The following is an 18,016-nucleotide window of genomic DNA, read 5'->3' on the forward strand; positions in this document are numbered from 1 at the left end:
TGGCAATTTGACTTGATAGATTGGTGCCCATCGCAACGCAATGCCGAACCGGAGGCCATATGGCTGCTCCTGCAACGTCGCCGGATTCTGGACCCGAGATCGCCCGCGAACTGCGGATGAACTGCGAGCGGCCGTTCGACGACGCGCGTTCAATGCCGCCGCGGGTCTATACGTCCGACGCATTCCTCGCGCTCGAGCAACGCGAGATCTTTTGCAAGGAATGGCTTTGCGTTGGGCGCACCAGTGCGCTTAGGAATTCCGGCGACTATCTGACCGCGCAGATCGACGGCCAGCCCGTCGTGGTTCTGCGCGACGAACAGGGTGGCCTGCGCGGCTTGTCGAACGTGTGCCTGCATCGCATGTCGGTATTGCTCGAAGGACGCGGCAACGTCAGACGTATCGTTTGCCCGTATCACGCATGGAACTACAGCCTGGATGGCGCGCTCGCCGGCGCGCCCTTGATGGACCGCCAGGCCGGCTTCTGCAAGGAAAGCTACCGCCTGCCGTCGATCCGCTGCGAAACCTGGCAAGGCTGGATATACGTCACGCTCGATCCCGACGCGCCACCCGTCGCGACACAACTCGAAGAACTTACGCAGCTGATCGAGCCATACGGCATGTCCGAGTACGTCGAGACCTTCTACGAAGAGCACGTGTGGGACACCAACTGGAAGATCCTCGCCGAAAACTTCATGGAGAGCTACCACCTGCCCATGCTGCATCGCGCGACGGTAGGCCCGCATTCGCGGCTCGAAGAGATGGAATGTCCGCCTGGGCGTGCGGCCTTCAACTATCATTGGATCACGAAGGAAGCGTCGCTGCCGATCGGCAACGCGCACCCTGACAACACGCGTCTACAAGGACACTGGCGGCGCACGACCGCGCTCCTCGCGATCTACCCGACGCATCTCGTGACGCTCACGCCAGGCTACTTCTGGTACCTCGTGTTGCAGCCGCGCGGCGTGGGTCAGGTCCATATCCAGTTCGGTGGCGGACTCTCGCCCGAGTTCATCAACGATCCGCAAGCGGCCGATTACATGGCCACGCTGAAGAGCCTGCTCGACGCGGTCAATGCGGAAGACCGGCGCGGCGTCGAAGCGGTGTTTCGCGGCGTGCATGCCCCGCTCGCGAAGCCAGGCAATCTGAGCCACCTCGAGCGGCCGAACTACGACTTCGCGCGCTATCTCGCGCGGCGAACTGCTTCCTCATGATGCGCGAGCCGCGCACCGGATGATCACACGACCATGTCCAGCCAATCGTTCATTTCATTCGCAGGCGTCAGCAAGTCCTACGACGGGGTGCACAGCGTCGTCGAGGGTCTCGATCTCGACGTCGCGCGCGGCGAATTCGTCTCGCTGCTCGGCCCGTCCGGTTCAGGCAAGACCACAACGCTGATGATGCTTGCAGGATTCGAGTCGCCGACACGTGGCGAGATCCGCCTGAACGGCAAGCGGCTCGACGACAAGCCGCCGCACCAGCGCGATATCGGCATGGTGTTCCAGAACTACGCGCTGTTCCCGCACATGACGATCGCGCAGAACGTCGCATTTCCACTGTCGGTACGCAAGATTGGGCGTAATGAACAGAAGGCGCGCGTGACGCGCGCGCTGGAGATGGTTGAGCTGCCGCATCTTGCGGCGCGCAGACCAGCGCAGCTCTCGGGCGGCCAGCAGCAGCGCGTCGCGCTGGCGCGTGCACTGGTGTTCGAACCGAGCGTAGTCCTGATGGACGAGCCGCTCGGTGCGCTCGACAAGCGCCTGCGCGAAAGCATGCAATACGAAATCATGCGCCTGCATCGCGAGCTGTCGCTGACGGTTGTCTACGTGACGCACGACCAGAACGAGGCGCTGACGATGTCGGATCGCGTCGCCGTGTTTTCCGATGGCCGAATCCAGCAGGCCGCGACACCGACCGAACTTTATGAAAACGCCGCGAATGCGTTCGTTGCGAACTTCGTCGGCGAGAACAACGGCTTGACCGGCCGCGTCATCGCAAGCGATAGCGAGTGGGCCACGCTGCAGCTCGCCGACGGCACCACCATCAGCGGCCGCGCGGGCGCCGAACTGCACAGCGGCGGCGAAGCGATGCTGGCGTTGCGACCCGAGCGCGCGCACATCGCGGCCTCTGGCGCGGCAACGGCCGATGCCGCGCGCGGCGAAGGCGATTCGAATGTCGTCCACGCGCTCGTGCAGGAGCTCGTCTATTGTGGCGACCACCACCGCGTGCATCTGAAACTGGCGCACGGCGAGAGCGTCGTTGTGAAGGTGCCGAACACCCAGCATCGCGATCTGCCCGCACTCGGCCATACCGTGGCGGTGACATGGCGCCGCGACGACTGCAAGATACTGCCCGCCGTTTTGTCACGCGTCGCGGTCGCTTCCGGCGACCGCGCCACATTTTCGCCTTCATCGTCCGCATCGCCACTCATCGCAGGAGTCAACTAAAATGCACGCTACTCGCTCCCGTATCCCGCACGGCGCTGTTCTCACCGCTGTCACAGTCCTCTCCGTCCTTGCCTCGACAGCGCACGCGGCTGACACGCTGTCAGTCGTCACGTTTGGCGGTGCTTATGAATCCGCCGCCAAACAGGCCTGGTTCGAGCCGTTCACAGCGAAGACCGGCATCGGCTTTTCCACGGAATCGTACGACGGCGGCCTCGCGAAGCTGTCCGCGATGGAACAGGCGAAGAACCCCACGTGGGACCTGATCGACCTGGAAACCAACGACGCCATCACGGCGTGCGACGAAGGCCTGTTGCAGAAGTTCGACCGCAAGCAGCTCGGCAATACCAGCGACTTTCTGCCCGGCTCGATCAGCGATTGCGCCGTCTCGGCGATGGTGTGGTCGACCGTGTTTGCCTACGACACGACGAAGCTGACGACGCCGCCCACCACCATCAACGATTTCTTCGACCTGAAGAAATATCCCGGCAAGCGCGGCATGCGCAAATCGCCGAAGGTGGCGATGGAGTGGGCGCTGATTGCCGACGGCGTCGCGCCGAAGGAAGTCTATAAGGTGCTCGGCACGCCTGCAGGCGTCGACCGTGCCTTCAAGAAGCTCGACACGATCAAGTCGAGCATCGTCTGGTGGGATGCCGGCGCGCAGGCGCCGCAACTGCTCGCGGACGGCGCGGTGGTGATGACTCAGGCTTATAACGGCCGTATCGACGATGCGACCCACAAGGACGGCAAGCCGTTCAAGGTCGTCTGGGACGCACAGGTGTACGACTATGAGTGGTGGGGCATTCCGATGGGTGCGAAGCACGCTGCCGACGCGGCGAAGTTTATCGTCTCCGCATCCACCCCGCAGGCCTACGCGGATCTGTCGAAGTACATCGCCTACGCGCCGCCGCGCAAGGACGCGATTCCGCTGATCGACAAGAGCCGCCTCGGCGATCTGCCTACCGCGCCGGCCAACTTCAAGCGTCCGCTGCAGATCGACGCAACGTTCTGGGCCGACAACGCGGATGCGATCAACAAGCGCTTCCAGGTGTGGCTCACGCAATAACGGCAATGGGCGAGACGATGAACACGTCACTGCAACCTACGGTAACGATCGGCGCCGGCAACTCCGGCGGCGATCGTCATGCCTGGAAACGCTCGCGTCGCAAGGCCGCCATGCAGGCGTTATTGCTGGCCTTGCCGTTGCTCGTGTTCCTGCTCGCCACCTTTATCGCACCCATCGCCAGCCTGCTTGCGCGCAGCGTGCAGAATCCCGAAGTGCGCGGCAGCATGCCGCAACTGACGGCGGCGCTGCACGCGTGGGATGGCAACGGCGTACCCGGCGAGCCGGTATTTGCGGCGCTCGGGCAGGGTTTGCGGCAGTCCGCCGAAGGCGGCGAACTCGGCAACCTCGCGCGCCGGATGAACTTCTATCAGCCGGAATTTCGCAGCCTGCTGATGAAGACAGCGCGCGAGACCCGCTCGCAGACGCCCGATGCGTGGAAGCCGGCGCTGATCGAGATGGATCCGCGCTGGGGCGAGCCCGAAACATGGCGGCTGCTGAAACGCGCCGCCACGTCGCCGACGCCCGACTACCTGCTCAACGCGATCGATGCGCAGGTCGCGCCGGACGGCTCAGTGACGTCGGTGCCTGCGGACAGCGCCATCTATCGCGCCGCCTTCGTGCGCACCGTCCAGATCAGCGGGACCGTCACGCTGTTGTGCCTGCTGCTTGGTTACCCGGTCGCGTATCTGCTTGCCACGTTGCCCCCGAAACAGGGCAACCGGCTCATGCTTCTCGTGATCGTGCCGTTCTGGACTTCGCTGCTGGTGCGCACGACTGCGTGGTATGTCCTGCTGCAGCCGGGCGGCGTCATCAATACCGCCTTGCTGCGCTTCGGCCTCATCCACCATCCTGTGCCGCTGATCTTTAACCGCACCGGCGTGCTGATCGGCATGACGCATATTCTGCTGCCGTACATGATCCTCGCGATTTATTCGGTGATGAAGGGCGTGTCGCCGGTGTACGTGCGCGCCGCGCAATCGTTGGGCGCGCATCCGGTGACGGCGTTCATTCGGGTCTATATTCCGCAGACGCTGCCGGGTGTTGGCGCGGGCTGCTTTCTCGTTTTCGTGCTCGCGCTCGGCTACTACATCACACCCGCGTTGCTCGGCGGAGCGGGGGACGAGATGATCAGCCAGTTGATCGCTTCGCAGACGAACGAGCAGCTCAACTGGGGACTCGCGGGCGCGCTGTCGTGTTATCTCGTGATCTTTACGGCGGTGTTCTATTTCGTCTTCAACCGGCTGGTCGGTATCGACCGGCTGCGATTCGGCTAGCGGGGAGACCGGCATGCAACCTCCACGTCACCAAACCCAAACCCTCACCGAGCGGATCGCAAGCATGGGACTGCGCGTGCATTGCGCGTTGATCTTCCTGTTTCTTGTCGCGCCAATCCTTGCGATCGTGCCGCTGTCGTTCAACTCGGGTTCGTTCTTTTCTTATCCGATGGACGGCATTTCGCTGCGCTGGTACCAGCAGGCCTTCGGCTCGCACGACTGGCAGCTAGCATTCGCGAACAGCATCGGCATCGGCGCGGTCGCGACCCTGATCGCGACCTGCCTTGGCACGCTCGCGGCGCTCGGGTTGAGCCGATCGGTATTCCCGTTTCGCTCGATCGTGATGCCGCTGCTGATTTCGCCGATGATCATCCCCATTGTCGTGGTCGCGGCCGGCTTCTATCTCATCTTCTCGCCGCGCGGACTCGTCAACTCGTATCCGGGCGTGGTGCTCGCGCATGCGGCGCTTGGCACGCCGTTCGTCGTGATCACGGTGACGGCCTCACTGCTGTCGTTTGACCAGAGCCTGCTGCGCGCCGCCGCTGGTCTCGGCGCGCGACCGTGGACGATGTTCCGCCGCGTCACGCTGCCCCTGATCGCGCCGGCTGTCGCGACGGGCAGTGTGTTTGCGTTCGCCACGTCGTTTGACGAGGTGATCGTCATCCTGTTCATTGGTGGTCCTGAGCAGCGTACGGTGCCGCGTCAGATGTGGAGCGGCATCCGCGACCAGATCGACCCATCGATCCTCGCGGTGGCGACGGTGCTGATCGTGTTCGCGACATTACTCTTCAGCGCGATGAACTGGCTGCGGGGCAGGGCGGCCGCCGCGTCGTCAGTCTGACTGTTGACGCCGGCGATCGGCATGCCTTGCAGCATGCCGATGCGCCCGGCCACCCAGGTAAAACACCAGGCAGGCAATCCACCCGCACGAGACCTTTAGAAAGGCCCGTGCGTGCCGTTAACAAGCGGTGGTCCGACAAAACGTGGACCGGGACCGGAGAGCAATGGTGACCAGACCGAACGGTACACAAAGGCATCGTTACCTGTGGCGAAGCAACGGAGGAGCCGACCGCCTTGCGCAGCCGTCCTTGAACGTGCCCCCCGCGCGGCGTACCGCGGTATTTGGACTTGTCCTCGTTCTGTTGAGCGTGCCGCTTCTGGCCTTCTGGGGAGCCTATGAAAGCTTGAGCGCAGGTTTTGCCGCGCAAGCTGCCAACGAGGCGGATAAAGCTTTCGAGGAAGCCCGCTACAGCGTCGCATGGGAAGAATCGGCCGAACGCAAGTACTTCCTGGACCCACGTCCGGAGGTTCTACGCGAGCACAGCGAGGCTGGTGCAGCACTGGATGCTTCGCTGAAGAAGGCGCTGGCACTTGAGCCTGGTAGCACCACCATGCTGCTCGGCTTGCTGGAGAAGCACGCGAAGTATCGATCGTTCGCAAAGCCGATGTTCAAGGCCGTCGATGATCACGACATCGCGAGAGCCAATGAAATCGACGAGGATTCGGCCGATCCGCTCTTCGACGATATCGAGGAAAAGGTCCTCGCAGCCGCGGCACAGCACCGCGACGATGCAACGAGGCAACTCGACCGGCTCGTTGCCGTGCAACGCATCGTCCTGATATCGACGCCGGTGGTCCTGGCGATCGGGGTGGGGCTGACGCTGCTGTTTCTTCAGATGCTGCGGCGTATTCGCGAGAATGCGGATGCGGCGGCCCAGGATGCGCTGCGCACGAGCGAACAGAGGCTGCAGGCGCTTGTCGCAAACACATCGGATGCGATACTCGTTTCCGATATCAACGGGATGGTGACTTACGAGGCGCCGACGCGAAGGCCGGATCCGTTGAAGAATCTGGGCCAGCTCGTCGGCACTAGTCTGCTCGATCCGATCCATCCCTCTGACCGTCCCACGCTGGAGGGTCTGTTGCAGACCGTGTCGTCGACGGCTCGATCCACGAAGTCCATCGAAATCCGTACTCGAGGCGAGGACGATGCTTGGCGCTATATTCAGCTCACCTTGACGAATCTGCTCGATGAGCCGGCGGTCGGCGCGATCGTGGCGACGGCGAGCGACACCACAGAAAGAAAGAACTTCGAGGAGCAACTGGCGCGAAGGGCGTTCTACGATACGCTCACCTCATTACCGAACCGCGCACTGCTGCTTGATCGTATTAGCCAGGCGGAAGCCCGCGCGCGAAGGCGTAATGCAATGATCGGGGTCGCTTTCATCGACCTGGATAACTTCAAACGAGTCAACGACAGCCTTGGACATCATGCGGGAGACCGTCTGCTGATCGCTGCGGCCAAGCGCCTCGAAGGATGTGTTCGTCCGTCGGATACCGTCGCGCGGCTGGGCGGCGACGAGTTCGTCATCCTGCTGGAACACCTGGGGAGTGAAGCGACGAGCGAAGGGACCCTGGTCGCGGAAAATATCCTTGCGCAATTCAGCCAGCCGTTCGACCTCGATAACAAACAATATATCGTCGGCGCGAGCGTCGGGCTGGCATTCGCGCACGCCGGCCACGGCCGTGGCGATGCTGACACGTTGTTGCGGGATGCCGACGTGGCGATGTACCGGGCCAAAAACGGCGGGAAGGGCCGCTATGTGGTTTTCGAAGAAAACATGCACGCGGAGGCGGTCAAAAAGCTGGAGATTGAAACAGACCTGCGCTTCGCGATCGAGCATCACGAACTGCGCGTGCACTTCCAGCCCATCGTGCAGCTTCAGGCCGAAGGGTTCCATGAAATGGAAGCGCTCGTGAGGTGGCAGCACCCCACGCGCGGTTTGTTGCCGCCGTCCGAGTTCATTGCGATTGCAGAAGAAAGCGGTCTGATCATTCCGCTCGGACGATACGTGCTGGAAGAGGCTTGCCGGCAGGTCGCCCGCTGGCAGCGGGAGTTTCCAACTGAGCCGCCATTGCAGATCAGCGTCAATCTCTCCCCCAGGCAGTTCGATGATCCCAACCTCGTTGCCGATGTGGCTGCAGCGCTGTCTGGTGCTCGCATCGAGGCTGCCTCGCTGAAACTGGAGGTCACGGAGGGCCTGATCATGCGGGATACGGAAAGAAGTATCGAGACGCTCCGGAAGCTGAAAAACTTTGGCATCACGATCGCAATCGATGACTTCGGTACCGGCTACTCGTCGCTGAGTTATCTTCGCAGGTTGCCGCTGGATATTCTGAAGATTGACCGGTCCTTCGTTCAGGGCATTGGCACGAGTGCCGAGGACGATGCGATCGTTCGCGCAATCATCTCCATGGCGCAGTCTCTCGGACTGTCCGTCACGGCCGAGGGGATTGAAACGCGTGAACAGGCAACGTTGCTTCGGGAATGGTCCTGCCAGACTGGGCAGGGCTATCTTTTCTCACGACCTCTACCCGCGGAAGAGTTCACCGCTTTGTTTCGTGCGCGTTCTTCCGGATCCAGCCGTAGCTATTCTGCGGAGGACCTCGCCGTGAAATTACTCTGACCCAAGGGCATTGTTTGTCCCGTTGTTCACATCATGCCCCCAGCGCTCCCCGTGCCACCCACCCCGGTCCCACCGGTCCCGCCTGTGCTGGAGGCCGGCGGCGCGATGGGATGTGCGGCCCCCATCGTGGACATCAGTGTGACCGCGGCGGCGTCCGGTTCGCCATTGGCGTCGATCGCGCCGTGAGCGAGGAGCGCTTCGAGATCGCTGTCCTCCCCGGGTTGACCGACGGCAAATGAGGTGGTCAGAAAATTGGGGGTGGAAAGCGTAACCCCATACATCTGCTGCAGATTCTGGACCACGGCGGTCTGCGCAGTCAGAACCTCGGTCTGATTCTGCAGCGTCTGCTGAAATTGCGCGTTTAGCGCGAAGCCGGCGATGAGCCCGCTTTCATTCGTGCCGAGTTGGGCCGCCAGAAACGACAGCAACAGATCCGTCTCCGGCGTGACGTTGTACGTGCCGCCAGCGAACGCCACAGAATGCAGCATCGTCCCGCCCGAGGTCGCAGAGATTACACATGGCGTCACTGCGCTGAGCGTCGCGTGGTAGTTTCCGTTCGCGTCTGCCGCGACCGACATCGAGCCCCGCGCGCAGTCGATGCTGATCGTCGCGTTTGCAAGCGCCTTGCCGGTTGCCGCCGTACCTGCAATCGAGACCATCGACGTGCTGCTTGTGCTGCTGCCACCACCACCGCCACCGCCTCCGCAGCCAGCGACCAATGCGACGAATACCATCAGCAGCGTTGCGCCGCCAGGCCGAATGAAGTGCTGCTGACGAATGTTCATCGAAGTCTGCCGTCGGTTAGGGCATGGTGTCTAAACGAATCAGCGGGGCCGTCTATTCCATCTTTCCCGCAGATCTCGATGGAATAGAGTGGCTCCGCCTTACGTTTACCCATGACGTTGACGCTTGCTGGCAGACAACGAGCGCGCTCGCCGCGCTCAGCGGAGGTGATCATGAAATCAACGCGGCTATTTGCAGCATTCCTGATAGTTCTGGCGGTCGCCGCAGCGGGATGCTCGTCAAACACGGGCACGCACGGCGACACGACGTCCAGCAGTGGTAGTAGTAGCGGCAGCGGTGGCAGCGGCGGCAGTGGCGGTAGTGGCGGTAGTGGTGGCAGTGGCGGATATTGATGAGTATCGTCACGGTGCTACAGGTGGATTCGCGCGGAATGTCGATCACCGTCCTGCTTCGACTTGCTAACCCGTGCTCGTCAAAGCGACGATAAAGTCAAGGAATACCCTTGTCTTGGCCGGCGTATGGTGCCGCGATGGATGGTACGCATAGAGCGGGAAGCGCTCATCCGGCCAGTCTGGGAAAAGATTGACAAGCCGTCCCTCCCGAATCAGAGGTTCCGCTCCGAGCAGTAGCATCTGCGCGACGCCGGAGCCGGCCAGACACGCGTTGAGGAGTGCGCTCGGATCGTTCACCGTAAGCCGTCCATTGGTTTCGACAACCAGCTTTTTGCGCTTGCGATGAAACTCCCACGGATACGGCTTTCCGGTTTCCGGGTTCCGGAATTCGAGGCACCGGTGCACTCCGCGACCCAGCTCTTGAGGTTCCGCTGGCCGCCCCCGGCGAGCGAGGTACGAGGGTGCTGCGACGGTGACAACTGCGGTGTCCAGAAGCTTTCGCGCAATCAGACTGGATGAGCGAGGTTCGCCAAATCGCAAGGCCAGATCGAAGCCGTCCACGATGAGGTCGCCAAGCTGATCTCTCGCAATGAACTCGAGTTCAAGTTCAGGATGCGCATCCATGAATTCGTCGAGCTTAGGGCTCAGAACGATGCGCAGAAAAGCCGGATCAAGATTGATTCGCAGCTTCCCGCGTACTGTTACGACGCCTCCTGCCGCGGCTGCGGCCGCCTCTTCCATTCCCCTCAAGTGCGGCATGACCTGCTCGTAGAACCGTCGGCCCTCCTCAGTGAGGGAAACGGCGCGGGTCGTCCGATTGAACAGCCGTATTTTCAGCCGCTTTTCGAGTCGAGCGATGGCCCGGCTAACCCCGGGTGGCGACATACCCATCAATTCGGACGCGGCTGCGAACGTCCCCGCATCGACGACGGCAGCAAATACGCTGATACCGCTAGAGAGATTCTCGCTGGACGATCTCATAGGCGCTCCACGCACAGTGCGTCAAAAACCGCACTATGACCCATTAGTGACTGGTTGTCATTTCACAAGTGTCATTCGTGTCATTTAGTTTCTCGTCGCGTTTGCCCACAATGCATCCCAACGGTCCATTTGGACCTCAACGATTCAAAGGAGCATTGCCATGAATACCCGTCATCTCGTGCTTGCCATCGCGGCGGCCATCGCCTTCCCTGTCGCTGGATACGCTCAGGAATCCAGTCCGACTGTCACTCGTGCGCAGGTGCGCGCAGAACTCGTACAACTGGAAGGCGTCGGCTACTGGCCCGCCCGCGCCAATGATCTGCATTACCCCACCGACATTCAGGCAGCCGAAGCGGCTGTGGCCTCGCACAAGGGTGCCGGGTCAATCGTCGGCAGTGGCGTGGGCGGTGCGCCCAGCGGTTCGTTCGCGTCGGGCAACCGCGCCACCGCAGGAGCGGCCCTCGCGAATGCACCGATCGAGCCGCTTTACGCGCATCACTGATTGGCACGTCAGGTGACAGAAAACGAAATCTACGCAAGGAGAAGCTGCAATGTATGCAATAACAGGGATCACTGGAAAAGTTGGCGGTGCGGTGGCGCGCACGTTGCTCGCAGCGGGCCAATCGGTGCGCGCGGTTGTACGCGATGTCGCCCGGGCTCGTTCGTGGGTGGAGCGCGGGTGTGAAGTGGTGACAGCCGACATGGACGATGCGGCGTCCCTTACCGCCGCTTTCGCGGGCACGCAAGGCGTGTTCATTCTGCCGCCGTCTGAGTTCGATCCGTCGCCGGGCTTCCCCGAGGCACGTACTGTCATTGACGCCGTGCGCGGGGCGCTTCAGTCGGCGGCACCTGGCAAGGTGGTCTGCCTGTCGACGATCGGCGCGCAGGCCTCCGAGACCAATCTGCTTACGCAACGGACGCTGATGGAGCAGGCGCTTCGCGATTTACCGATGCCCGTGACATTCCTGCGGCCCGGCTGGTTCATGGAAAATGCCGCATGGGACGTTGCGCCGGCCCGGGACGAAGGGATGATCCCCAGCTTTCTGTATCCGCTCGACAAGGCTGTGCCGATGGTCGCGACCGCGGACGTCGGTCGCGTTGCCGCGCAACTGCTTCAACAAACCTGGCGCGGCGTGCGGGTCGTCGAACTGGAGGGGCCGCAGCGTGTGAGCCCGAACAACCTGGCCGAGGCTTTTGCCCAGGTACTCGGTCGTCCGGTTCGTGCGGAGGTGGTGCCGCGCGAAACATGGGACGGGCTGTTCCGGTCCCAAGGCATGAAGGAACCGTTGCCGCGTATGCGTATGCTCGACGGGTTCAATGAAGGATTCATTGCCTTCGAAGGCGAGGAAGCCGACATCGTCAAGGGCGAAGTGGAACTGGAAACCGTTCTGCGAGGCCTCGTTTCGCAGGCGGCCTAACGCGCGGGCGCATCCGGCGGCACGTACAGGATGTTGCGTCGCCGGGCGCTTTCCGCTCATCGTTCATCAAAGGATTCATATCAAGGGGTTCGCTATGGAATACAGCACACTCGGCAGGTCAGGCCTGCGCATTTCCCGTCTTTGCCTTGGCGCCATGACCTTTGGCGCCGGTACCGGAATCTGGGGCGAAATTGCCGGTCTCGACCGTGGAGAGGTCACGCGGCTTGTCGCGATGGCCGTCGACCGCGGTATCAACCTGATCGATACGGCTGACGCCTATTCGCAAGGGCAGTCTGAAGTGGTCGTCGGTCAGGCGTTGGCTGATCTTGGACTCGACGAGTCGCGCATGCTGGTCGCGACCAAAGTTCGGCTGCGCACAGGAGTCGGCCCCAACGACGTCGGGCTCGGCCGCTCGCACATCATGCGGTCGGTGGAGACGAGTCTTCGGCGTATCGGCCGCGATCATATCGACCTGTTTCAACTGCACGATCGCGATGAACTTGTTCCGCTGGAAGAAACGCTTCGTGCTCTTGACGACCTTGTGAGGCAGGGCAAGGTGCGTCACGTCGGGGTCTGCAATTTCAGCGCGGGCGACCTGGAGCGCGCACAGGGAATTACCGCCCGCACGCACTGGGCCCGCGTCGTCAGCAATCAGGTTCACTATGCGCTGACGAGCCGCGACGTCGAGCATGACATCGCGCCCGTGGCAAAAGCGAATGGTGTTGCGCTTCTGGTGTGGAGTCCGCTCGCGGGCGGGTACCTGAGCGGTAAGTACACGCAGGGAAGCAGCGGCGAAACCGGGCGTCGAACCAAGCTGAATTTTCCGCCGATCGATCCGGCAAAGGCGGATCCTGTCGTGCGCGTATTGTGCGACATCGCTACGGAATTGAACGCCTCACCGGCGCAGGTGGCATTGGCCTGGATTCTGGCGCGCCGCGAAGTCTGTTCCGTCATTGTTGGCGCGCGCACGCCCGACCAACTGACCGCTAACCTCGACGCTCAGAAAATTGCGTTGACCGCAGCGCAGACCGAACGTCTGAATCAGGTTTCGCAGCCGAACCTGCCGTATCCTTACTGGATGCAGCAGTTCCATGACAAGGATCGGGTAGTGGTCTGATTACGTGCCGCGGCCGTCGTTCAAATGTAGCCGCGGCTATCAAAGCCGCTCAATAATCGCTTTCGCCGCGGCCGGATTGCGCTCCTTGAAGCCGCTAATTACGTAGAGGTAAACATCGCGCTCACTTTTTGCGGTGGCCTTCGCCTCGACAGGTTCGAGATCCTCAGGGACGGTGCCTGTGGCGAGCTGGCGTGCCCGCTCCGCCCACGCATCGAGCGCCTTCTTCGAATAGCCTTGGGCCTGCTTTTCGGAAGTCCCCATGATGCGCGCATACACGAACGGCGCGGTGATATTGGCGATCTGCGGATAGTCGCTGTCGCCGGCGAGGACGATCGCCACGCTGTATTTGCGCGCCAGCGCGACGAACGCTTCGTTGCGGAAACTCTCGTGGCGGACTTCCACGGCGTGCCTCAACGTGAGGCTGTCCAGTTTCTTCGGTAGCAAGGCCAGGAACGCTTCGAAGTCCTCTGCATCGAACTGCTTGGTCGTGGCGAATTGCCAGTTGATCGGCCCAAGCTTGTGTTTCAGATGCACAAGGCCGCTGCCGAAGAAGCGTTCGATACTGTCGCCAGCTTCGGCCAGCACGCGCCGGTTCGTCGCGTAGCGCGGTGCCTTGAGTGAGAACGCGAAATCGTCGGGCGTCTCGTCGTGCCACTTCATATAGCTCTCCGGCTTTTGCAAGCCGTAGAAGGTGCCGTTGATTTCGATCGTGGTCAGCTGGCGGCTTGCGTATTCGAGTTCGCGCTTTTGCGTCAGGTCTTCCGGATAAAACACGCCACGCCATGGGGCGTAGGTCCAGCCTCCAATGCCAACCCGGATTCGCGGTTTCGTGCGCGTTGCCATATGCGGTTTTCCTCGTTGTTTTCGTTTGCCTTGCGGGGCGGCGGATTCGGAAGTAAACACAGCAAGCTCGATGCCACACGATCGATCTGCGGTGAATTCGTCGTGCAACTCGGCGAGCGCATAGCTTAACGCAGCCGTCGTTTCGACGCGTAAGGTCTGAGAAAGCCGTCTCCCGCTTCGTTCAAGCGCATCTGGCGTGCCGAGCATTTCTCGTACTGGATGACGTGCATGATGAGCAACAGCCTCAGGTGGCGGAACTGGAGCACGTCACGACCTCGCGTGCGGCGGCTACTGCAATGGCGGAAAACTACGTGGGTATGGCGCCGGTATAGCGCAACGCGCTTGCCGGAAGCGCGCCGCTACGCGCTACCTGCGCCATCCACCTTCCTGCTGCGCCGCGCGGCCGGCGCGGCTTCGCTTGCCACTGCCTTCTGCGCTGCCTCAGCCGCCTCCGCGGCTTCGAGGCGCCGGCTCGCTTCGCCTACCTCGTGCCTGAACTGCACCAACGCGGCCAGCGCCGCATCGGGCGGCTGCAAAGCGGCCCATAACACCTCGATCAGGCTGTCCGCAGTGGCTTCGATATCCGTGCGGCGATTAGCGAGCGTGGCGTCCCACAAGACGTGCTCCATCGGCCCGAATACCATGGAACGCAAGAGCCGTAGCGGCACATCCGCGCGCACCTGGCCGGTTTCCTGGCCATGCGCGAGCACGCGCATCAGCGGCGCCGTGTAGCGCCGTTGCATATCCGTAAGCGTTTCGCTGAGTTCGTGATGCCGCGCCCGGCCTTCCGAAAGCACCAGCGCGCACAGGTCCGTGCCGTTCACCAGCATCAGCCGCAGGTGCGTCCGCACGATGAAGGCGAACTGCTGGCGCACGCTGCCGTCGCGCGGCAGACCGGTTTCGATCGCCTCGATGATTTCGTCGTACCAATCGCCGATCACCCGCGCGCACAACTCGCGTTTGCCACGAAAGTAGCTGAATACAGTTGCCTCGGAGATCCCGAGGCGCTGGGCGATCTCTGCCGTCGTGGCACGCTCGTAGCCCTTCTCGGAGAACACGTCGCGCCCGGCCTGAAGGATTTCCTTCACGCGCTGCTGCGATTTACGGCCGGCCGGCTGGCGGCGCGACGCGGGCGCTTCCGACGTGGTTACGGCCTTCGGTGTGGCCATCATCTGAGTCCAGTTCAAGTTTCGAGATTCTGGGATCCCGGTGGCGTTGAGTTTAGCACGCTGACACAAGGACTAAAGGCGCCTGACAGATATCTGAGTATCACTCAAAAATACCTATTGACGTATACGTAAATCTAGCGTGAAATTCGCCTTGTGCAACCGCGCGAGGCCGCCGCGCCCGCGAGCGCCGCCTACCGCGCACGAACGCCTACGAATTCCTGGAGACACTGCAATGAGTAACCTGCCCGGTTTGCAATTCCCGCTTGGTGAAGAGATCGAAATGCTGCGCGACAGCCTCTCGGGTTTTGCGGCGAAAGAAATTGCGCCGCGCGCCGCTGAAATCGATCGTACCGACCAGTTCCCGATGGATCTGTGGAAGAAGTTCGGCGATCTGGGCGTGCTCGGTATGACTGTCTCGGAGGAATACGGCGGCGCCAACATGGGCTATACGGCGCACATGATCGCGATGGAAGAAATCTCGCGGGCGTCGGCTTCGGTTGGCCTGTCGTATGGCGCGCATTCGAACTTGTGCGTGAACCAGATCCACCGCAACGGTACCGAGGCGCAAAAGCAGAAGTACTTGCCGAAGCTGGTGTCCGGCGAACACGTCGGCGCGCTCGCCATGAGCGAGCCGAACGCTGGCTCGGACGTGGTCAGCATGAAGCTGCGCGCCGACAAGAAGGGCGACCACTATGTGCTGAACGGTACCAAGATGTGGATCACCAATGGGCCGGATTGCGACACGCTGGTGGTCTACGCAAAAACGGATATTGAAGCCGGCCCGCGCGGGATTACGGCGTTTATCGTCGAAAAAGGCATGAAGGGTTTTTCGGTTGCGCAGAAGCTGGACAAGCTCGGCATGCGTGGTTCGCATACGGGCGAGCTGGTGTTCGAGAACGTTGAAGTGCCGGAAGAGAACATCCTCGGTCAACTGAACGGCGGCGTGAAGGTGCTGATGAGCGGGCTTGACTACGAGCGCGCGGTGCTCGCGGGCGGCCCAACCGGCATCATGGTCGCGGTGATGGACTCGGTGGTCCCCTATATTCACGACCGTAAGCAGTTCGGTCAGTCGATCGGCGAATTCCAGCTCATCCAGGGCAAGGTGGCTGATCTGTACACCACGCTGCAGGCGTGCCGCGCGTATCTGTATGCGGTTGGTCGTCAGCTTGACACGCTGGGCTCGGAACATGTGCGCCAGATGCGCAAGGACTGCGCGGGCGTGATTCTCTATACCGCTGAAAAAGCCACGTGGATGGCCGGCGAAGCGATCCAGATTCTCGGCGGCAACGGTTACATCAACGAGTATCCGGTGGGACGTCTGTGGCGTGACGCGAAGCTCTATGAGATCGGCGCGGGCACCAGCGAAATCCGCCGCATGCTGATCGGCCGCGAACTGTTTGCAGAAACGGCTTGATTGACTCGTGCCACTCAGGCCGCACGGCATAGCCGGGCGGTGAATAGAACAGCGGCGCACAGGAGAGCCACGCAATGCCGATCATCGAAACAAAGCTGAATCCGCGCTCGGACGATTTCCGCAACAACGCGGCCGCGCTCGAGGCACTGGTTGCCGACCTGCGCGCCAAAGTCGAAAAGCTCGCGCTGGGCGGCGGCCAGGCCGCGCGCGACAAGCACGTGGGGCGCGGCAAGCTTCTGCCGCGCGACCGGATCGCTCAACTGCTCGATCCGGGCACGCCGTTCCTGGAACTGTCGCAACTGGCGGCGTTCGGCATGTATCACGACGATGCGCCGGGTGCCGGCGTGATCACCGGCATTGGCCGCATCGCTGGTCAGGAATGCGTGATTGTCTGCAACGACGCCACGGTGAAGGGCGGCACGTATTATCCGGTGACGGTGAAGAAGCACGTGCGCGCCCAGGAGATCGCAGCGGAAAACCATCTGCCGTGCGTATATCTGGTGGATTCCGGCGGTGCGAATCTGCCGAATCAGGATGACGTGTTCCCCGATCGCGATCACTTCGGGCGCATCTTCTACAACCAGGCGAACCTGTCCGCGGCCGGCATTCCGCAGATCGCGGTGGTGATGGGTTCGTGCACGGCGGGCGGCGCGTACGTGCCGGCGATGAGCGACGAGTCGATCATTGTGAAGAACCAGGGGACGATTTTTCTCGGCGGCCCGCCGCTGGTGAAGGCAGCGACTGGCGAAGTGGTCAGCGCGGAAGACCTGGGTGGCGGCGACGTGCATACACGTCTGTCGGGCGTGGTCGATCATCTGGCGCAGAACGACGCGCATGCGCTGGGAATTGCGCGCAGTATCGTCGGCAATCTGAATCGCACGAAGCAGGTGCCGGTCGCGCTGCAGGAACCGAAGCCGCCGCGCTACGACCCGAAGAGCATGTATGGCGTGATTCCCGTCGACACGCGCAAGCCGTTCGATATCCGCGAAGTCATTGCGCGTATCGTCGACGATTCCGCCTTCGACGAATTCAAGGCGCGCTACGGCACGACGCTCGTGACCGGTTTCGCGCATATCTGGGGTCATCCGGTTGGCATCATCGCCAATAACGGCATCCTGTTTTCGGAGTCGGCGTTAAAGGGCGCGCACTTTATCGAACTGTGCTGCCAGCGCAAGATTCCGCTCGTGTTCCTGCAGAACATCACGGGCTTCATGGTGGGCCGCAAGTATGAAAACGAAGGCATCGCGCGCAACGGCGCCAAGATGGTGACGGCGGTGGCGACGGCCAAGGTGCCGAAGTTCACGGTGATCATCGGCGGCTCGTTCGGCGCGGGCAACTACGGCATGTGCGGCCGCGCCTATTCGCCGCGCTTCCTGTGGATGTGGCCGAACGCGCGCATCTCGGTGATGGGTGGCGAGCAGGCGGCGTCGGTGCTGGCGACGGTCAAGCGTGACGGCATCGAAGGCAAGGGCGGCACGTGGACCGCCGAGCAGGAAGAGGCGTTCAAGCAGCCTATTCGCGAGCAATATGAACACCAGGGCCATCCGTACTATGCGAGCGCCCGCCTGTGGGACGACGGCGTGATCGACCCGGCGCAAACTCGCGATGTGCTCGGCCTTGGGCTGTCCGCAACGATGAACGCACCGATCGAAGACACGCGGTTTGGCGTGTTCAGAATGTAACGGCGGGC

The 18,016-nt window shown here is 62.1% G+C and carries 16 protein-coding genes and 1 pseudogene; 12 read left to right on the forward strand and 5 right to left on the reverse strand.

What is annotated here, in order from left to right; translation table 11 throughout:
* Positions 1-59 precede the first annotated feature (59 nt).
* The 5 genes from P3T40_RS15030 to P3T40_RS15050 are packed head-to-tail and all read left to right on the forward strand — an operon-like array spanning position 60 to position 5,622.
* The gene (locus tag P3T40_RS15030; protein ID WP_429268509.1) at positions 60-1,211 is read left to right on the forward strand and encodes an aromatic ring-hydroxylating oxygenase subunit alpha; all 1,152 of its coding nucleotides are present in this window, start codon (positions 60-62) and stop codon (positions 1,209-1,211) included.
* 33 nt (positions 1,212-1,244) lie between these two features.
* Entirely contained in the window at positions 1,245-2,444 is a 1,200-nt protein-coding gene (locus P3T40_RS15035) for an ABC transporter ATP-binding protein (RefSeq protein ID WP_429268510.1), read from the forward strand.
* 1 nt (position 2,445) lies between these two features.
* Complete coding sequence (locus P3T40_RS15040; RefSeq protein ID WP_429268511.1) at positions 2,446-3,507, forward strand: ABC transporter substrate-binding protein; 1,062 nt, start codon at positions 2,446-2,448, stop codon at positions 3,505-3,507.
* 17 nt (positions 3,508-3,524) lie between these two features.
* Positions 3,525-4,781, forward strand: a complete 1,257-nt coding sequence (locus P3T40_RS15045; RefSeq protein WP_429268512.1) for an ABC transporter permease — start codon at positions 3,525-3,527, stop codon at positions 4,779-4,781.
* A 13-nt stretch (positions 4,782-4,794) separates the two neighbouring features.
* On the forward strand, positions 4,795-5,622 hold the full coding sequence (locus tag P3T40_RS15050) for an ABC transporter permease (RefSeq protein ID WP_429268513.1): 828 nt from the start codon (positions 4,795-4,797) through the stop codon (positions 5,620-5,622).
* Between the two features lie 469 nt (positions 5,623-6,091).
* Here P3T40_RS15050 and P3T40_RS15055 read toward each other — a convergent pair whose 3' ends face one another.
* The gene (locus P3T40_RS15055; RefSeq protein ID WP_429268514.1) at positions 6,092-6,388 is read right to left on the reverse strand and encodes a hypothetical protein; all 297 of its coding nucleotides are present in this window, start codon (positions 6,386-6,388) and stop codon (positions 6,092-6,094) included.
* 42 nt (positions 6,389-6,430) lie between these two features.
* Between P3T40_RS15055 and P3T40_RS15060 the strand changes: the two genes are divergently transcribed.
* Positions 6,431-8,248, forward strand: a complete 1,818-nt coding sequence (locus P3T40_RS15060) for a putative bifunctional diguanylate cyclase/phosphodiesterase (RefSeq protein ID WP_429268515.1) — start codon at positions 6,431-6,433, stop codon at positions 8,246-8,248.
* A 26-nt stretch (positions 8,249-8,274) separates the two neighbouring features.
* On the opposite strand, the gene P3T40_RS15065 is transcribed toward P3T40_RS15060, so the two are convergent.
* On the reverse strand, positions 8,275-9,033 hold the full coding sequence (locus P3T40_RS15065) for a hypothetical protein (protein WP_429268516.1): 759 nt from the start codon (positions 9,031-9,033) through the stop codon (positions 8,275-8,277).
* Between the two features lie 417 nt (positions 9,034-9,450).
* Positions 9,451-10,365 carry a LysR substrate-binding domain-containing protein gene (locus P3T40_RS15070; RefSeq protein ID WP_429268517.1) on the reverse strand — a complete coding sequence of 305 codons (915 nt, stop codon included), beginning with the start codon at positions 10,363-10,365 and terminating at the stop codon, positions 9,451-9,453.
* Between the two features lie 160 nt (positions 10,366-10,525).
* Between P3T40_RS15070 and P3T40_RS15075 the strand changes: the two genes are divergently transcribed.
* The 3 genes from P3T40_RS15075 (at position 10,526) to P3T40_RS15085 (ending at position 12,900) form a co-directional block, all read left to right on the forward strand.
* Complete coding sequence (locus P3T40_RS15075; RefSeq protein WP_429268518.1) at positions 10,526-10,867, forward strand: DUF4148 domain-containing protein; 342 nt, start codon at positions 10,526-10,528, stop codon at positions 10,865-10,867.
* A gap of 49 nt (positions 10,868-10,916) precedes the next feature.
* Positions 10,917-11,783, forward strand: coding sequence for an NmrA family NAD(P)-binding protein (locus P3T40_RS15080; RefSeq protein WP_429268519.1), 867 nt, complete (start codon positions 10,917-10,919; stop codon positions 11,781-11,783).
* A 94-nt stretch (positions 11,784-11,877) separates the two neighbouring features.
* Positions 11,878-12,900, forward strand: a complete 1,023-nt coding sequence (locus P3T40_RS15085) for an aldo/keto reductase (protein WP_429268520.1) — start codon at positions 11,878-11,880, stop codon at positions 12,898-12,900.
* A 39-nt stretch (positions 12,901-12,939) separates the two neighbouring features.
* On the opposite strand, the gene P3T40_RS15090 is transcribed toward P3T40_RS15085, so the two are convergent.
* Positions 12,940-13,743: a DUF72 domain-containing protein gene (locus P3T40_RS15090; RefSeq protein ID WP_429268521.1), complete on the reverse strand. Its 804-nt coding sequence runs from the start codon at positions 13,741-13,743 to the stop codon at positions 12,940-12,942.
* A 156-nt stretch (positions 13,744-13,899) separates the two neighbouring features.
* Between P3T40_RS15090 and P3T40_RS15095 the strand changes: the two are divergent.
* Positions 13,900-14,075 (forward strand): annotated as a pseudogene (locus P3T40_RS15095) (4-hydroxybenzoate 3-monooxygenase); the annotation flags it as partial.
* Between the two features lie 27 nt (positions 14,076-14,102).
* Here the strand turns inward: P3T40_RS15095 and P3T40_RS15100 are convergent.
* Positions 14,103-14,912, reverse strand: a complete 810-nt coding sequence (locus tag P3T40_RS15100) for a TetR/AcrR family transcriptional regulator (RefSeq protein WP_429268522.1) — start codon at positions 14,910-14,912, stop codon at positions 14,103-14,105.
* A gap of 232 nt (positions 14,913-15,144) precedes the next feature.
* Here P3T40_RS15100 and P3T40_RS15105 point away from each other — a divergent pair, with 232 nt between their 5' ends.
* Positions 15,145-16,326, forward strand: coding sequence for an isovaleryl-CoA dehydrogenase (locus P3T40_RS15105; protein WP_429268523.1), 1,182 nt, complete (start codon positions 15,145-15,147; stop codon positions 16,324-16,326).
* Between the two features lie 74 nt (positions 16,327-16,400).
* Complete coding sequence (locus P3T40_RS15110; protein ID WP_429268524.1) at positions 16,401-18,008, forward strand: carboxyl transferase domain-containing protein; 1,608 nt, start codon at positions 16,401-16,403, stop codon at positions 18,006-18,008.
* Positions 18,009-18,016: the final 8 nt, after the last annotated feature.

Origin of the sequence: Paraburkholderia sp. EB58, assembly GCF_050436665.1 — a bacterium.
In the GTDB taxonomy this organism is placed as follows: domain Bacteria; phylum Pseudomonadota; class Gammaproteobacteria; order Burkholderiales; family Burkholderiaceae; genus Paraburkholderia.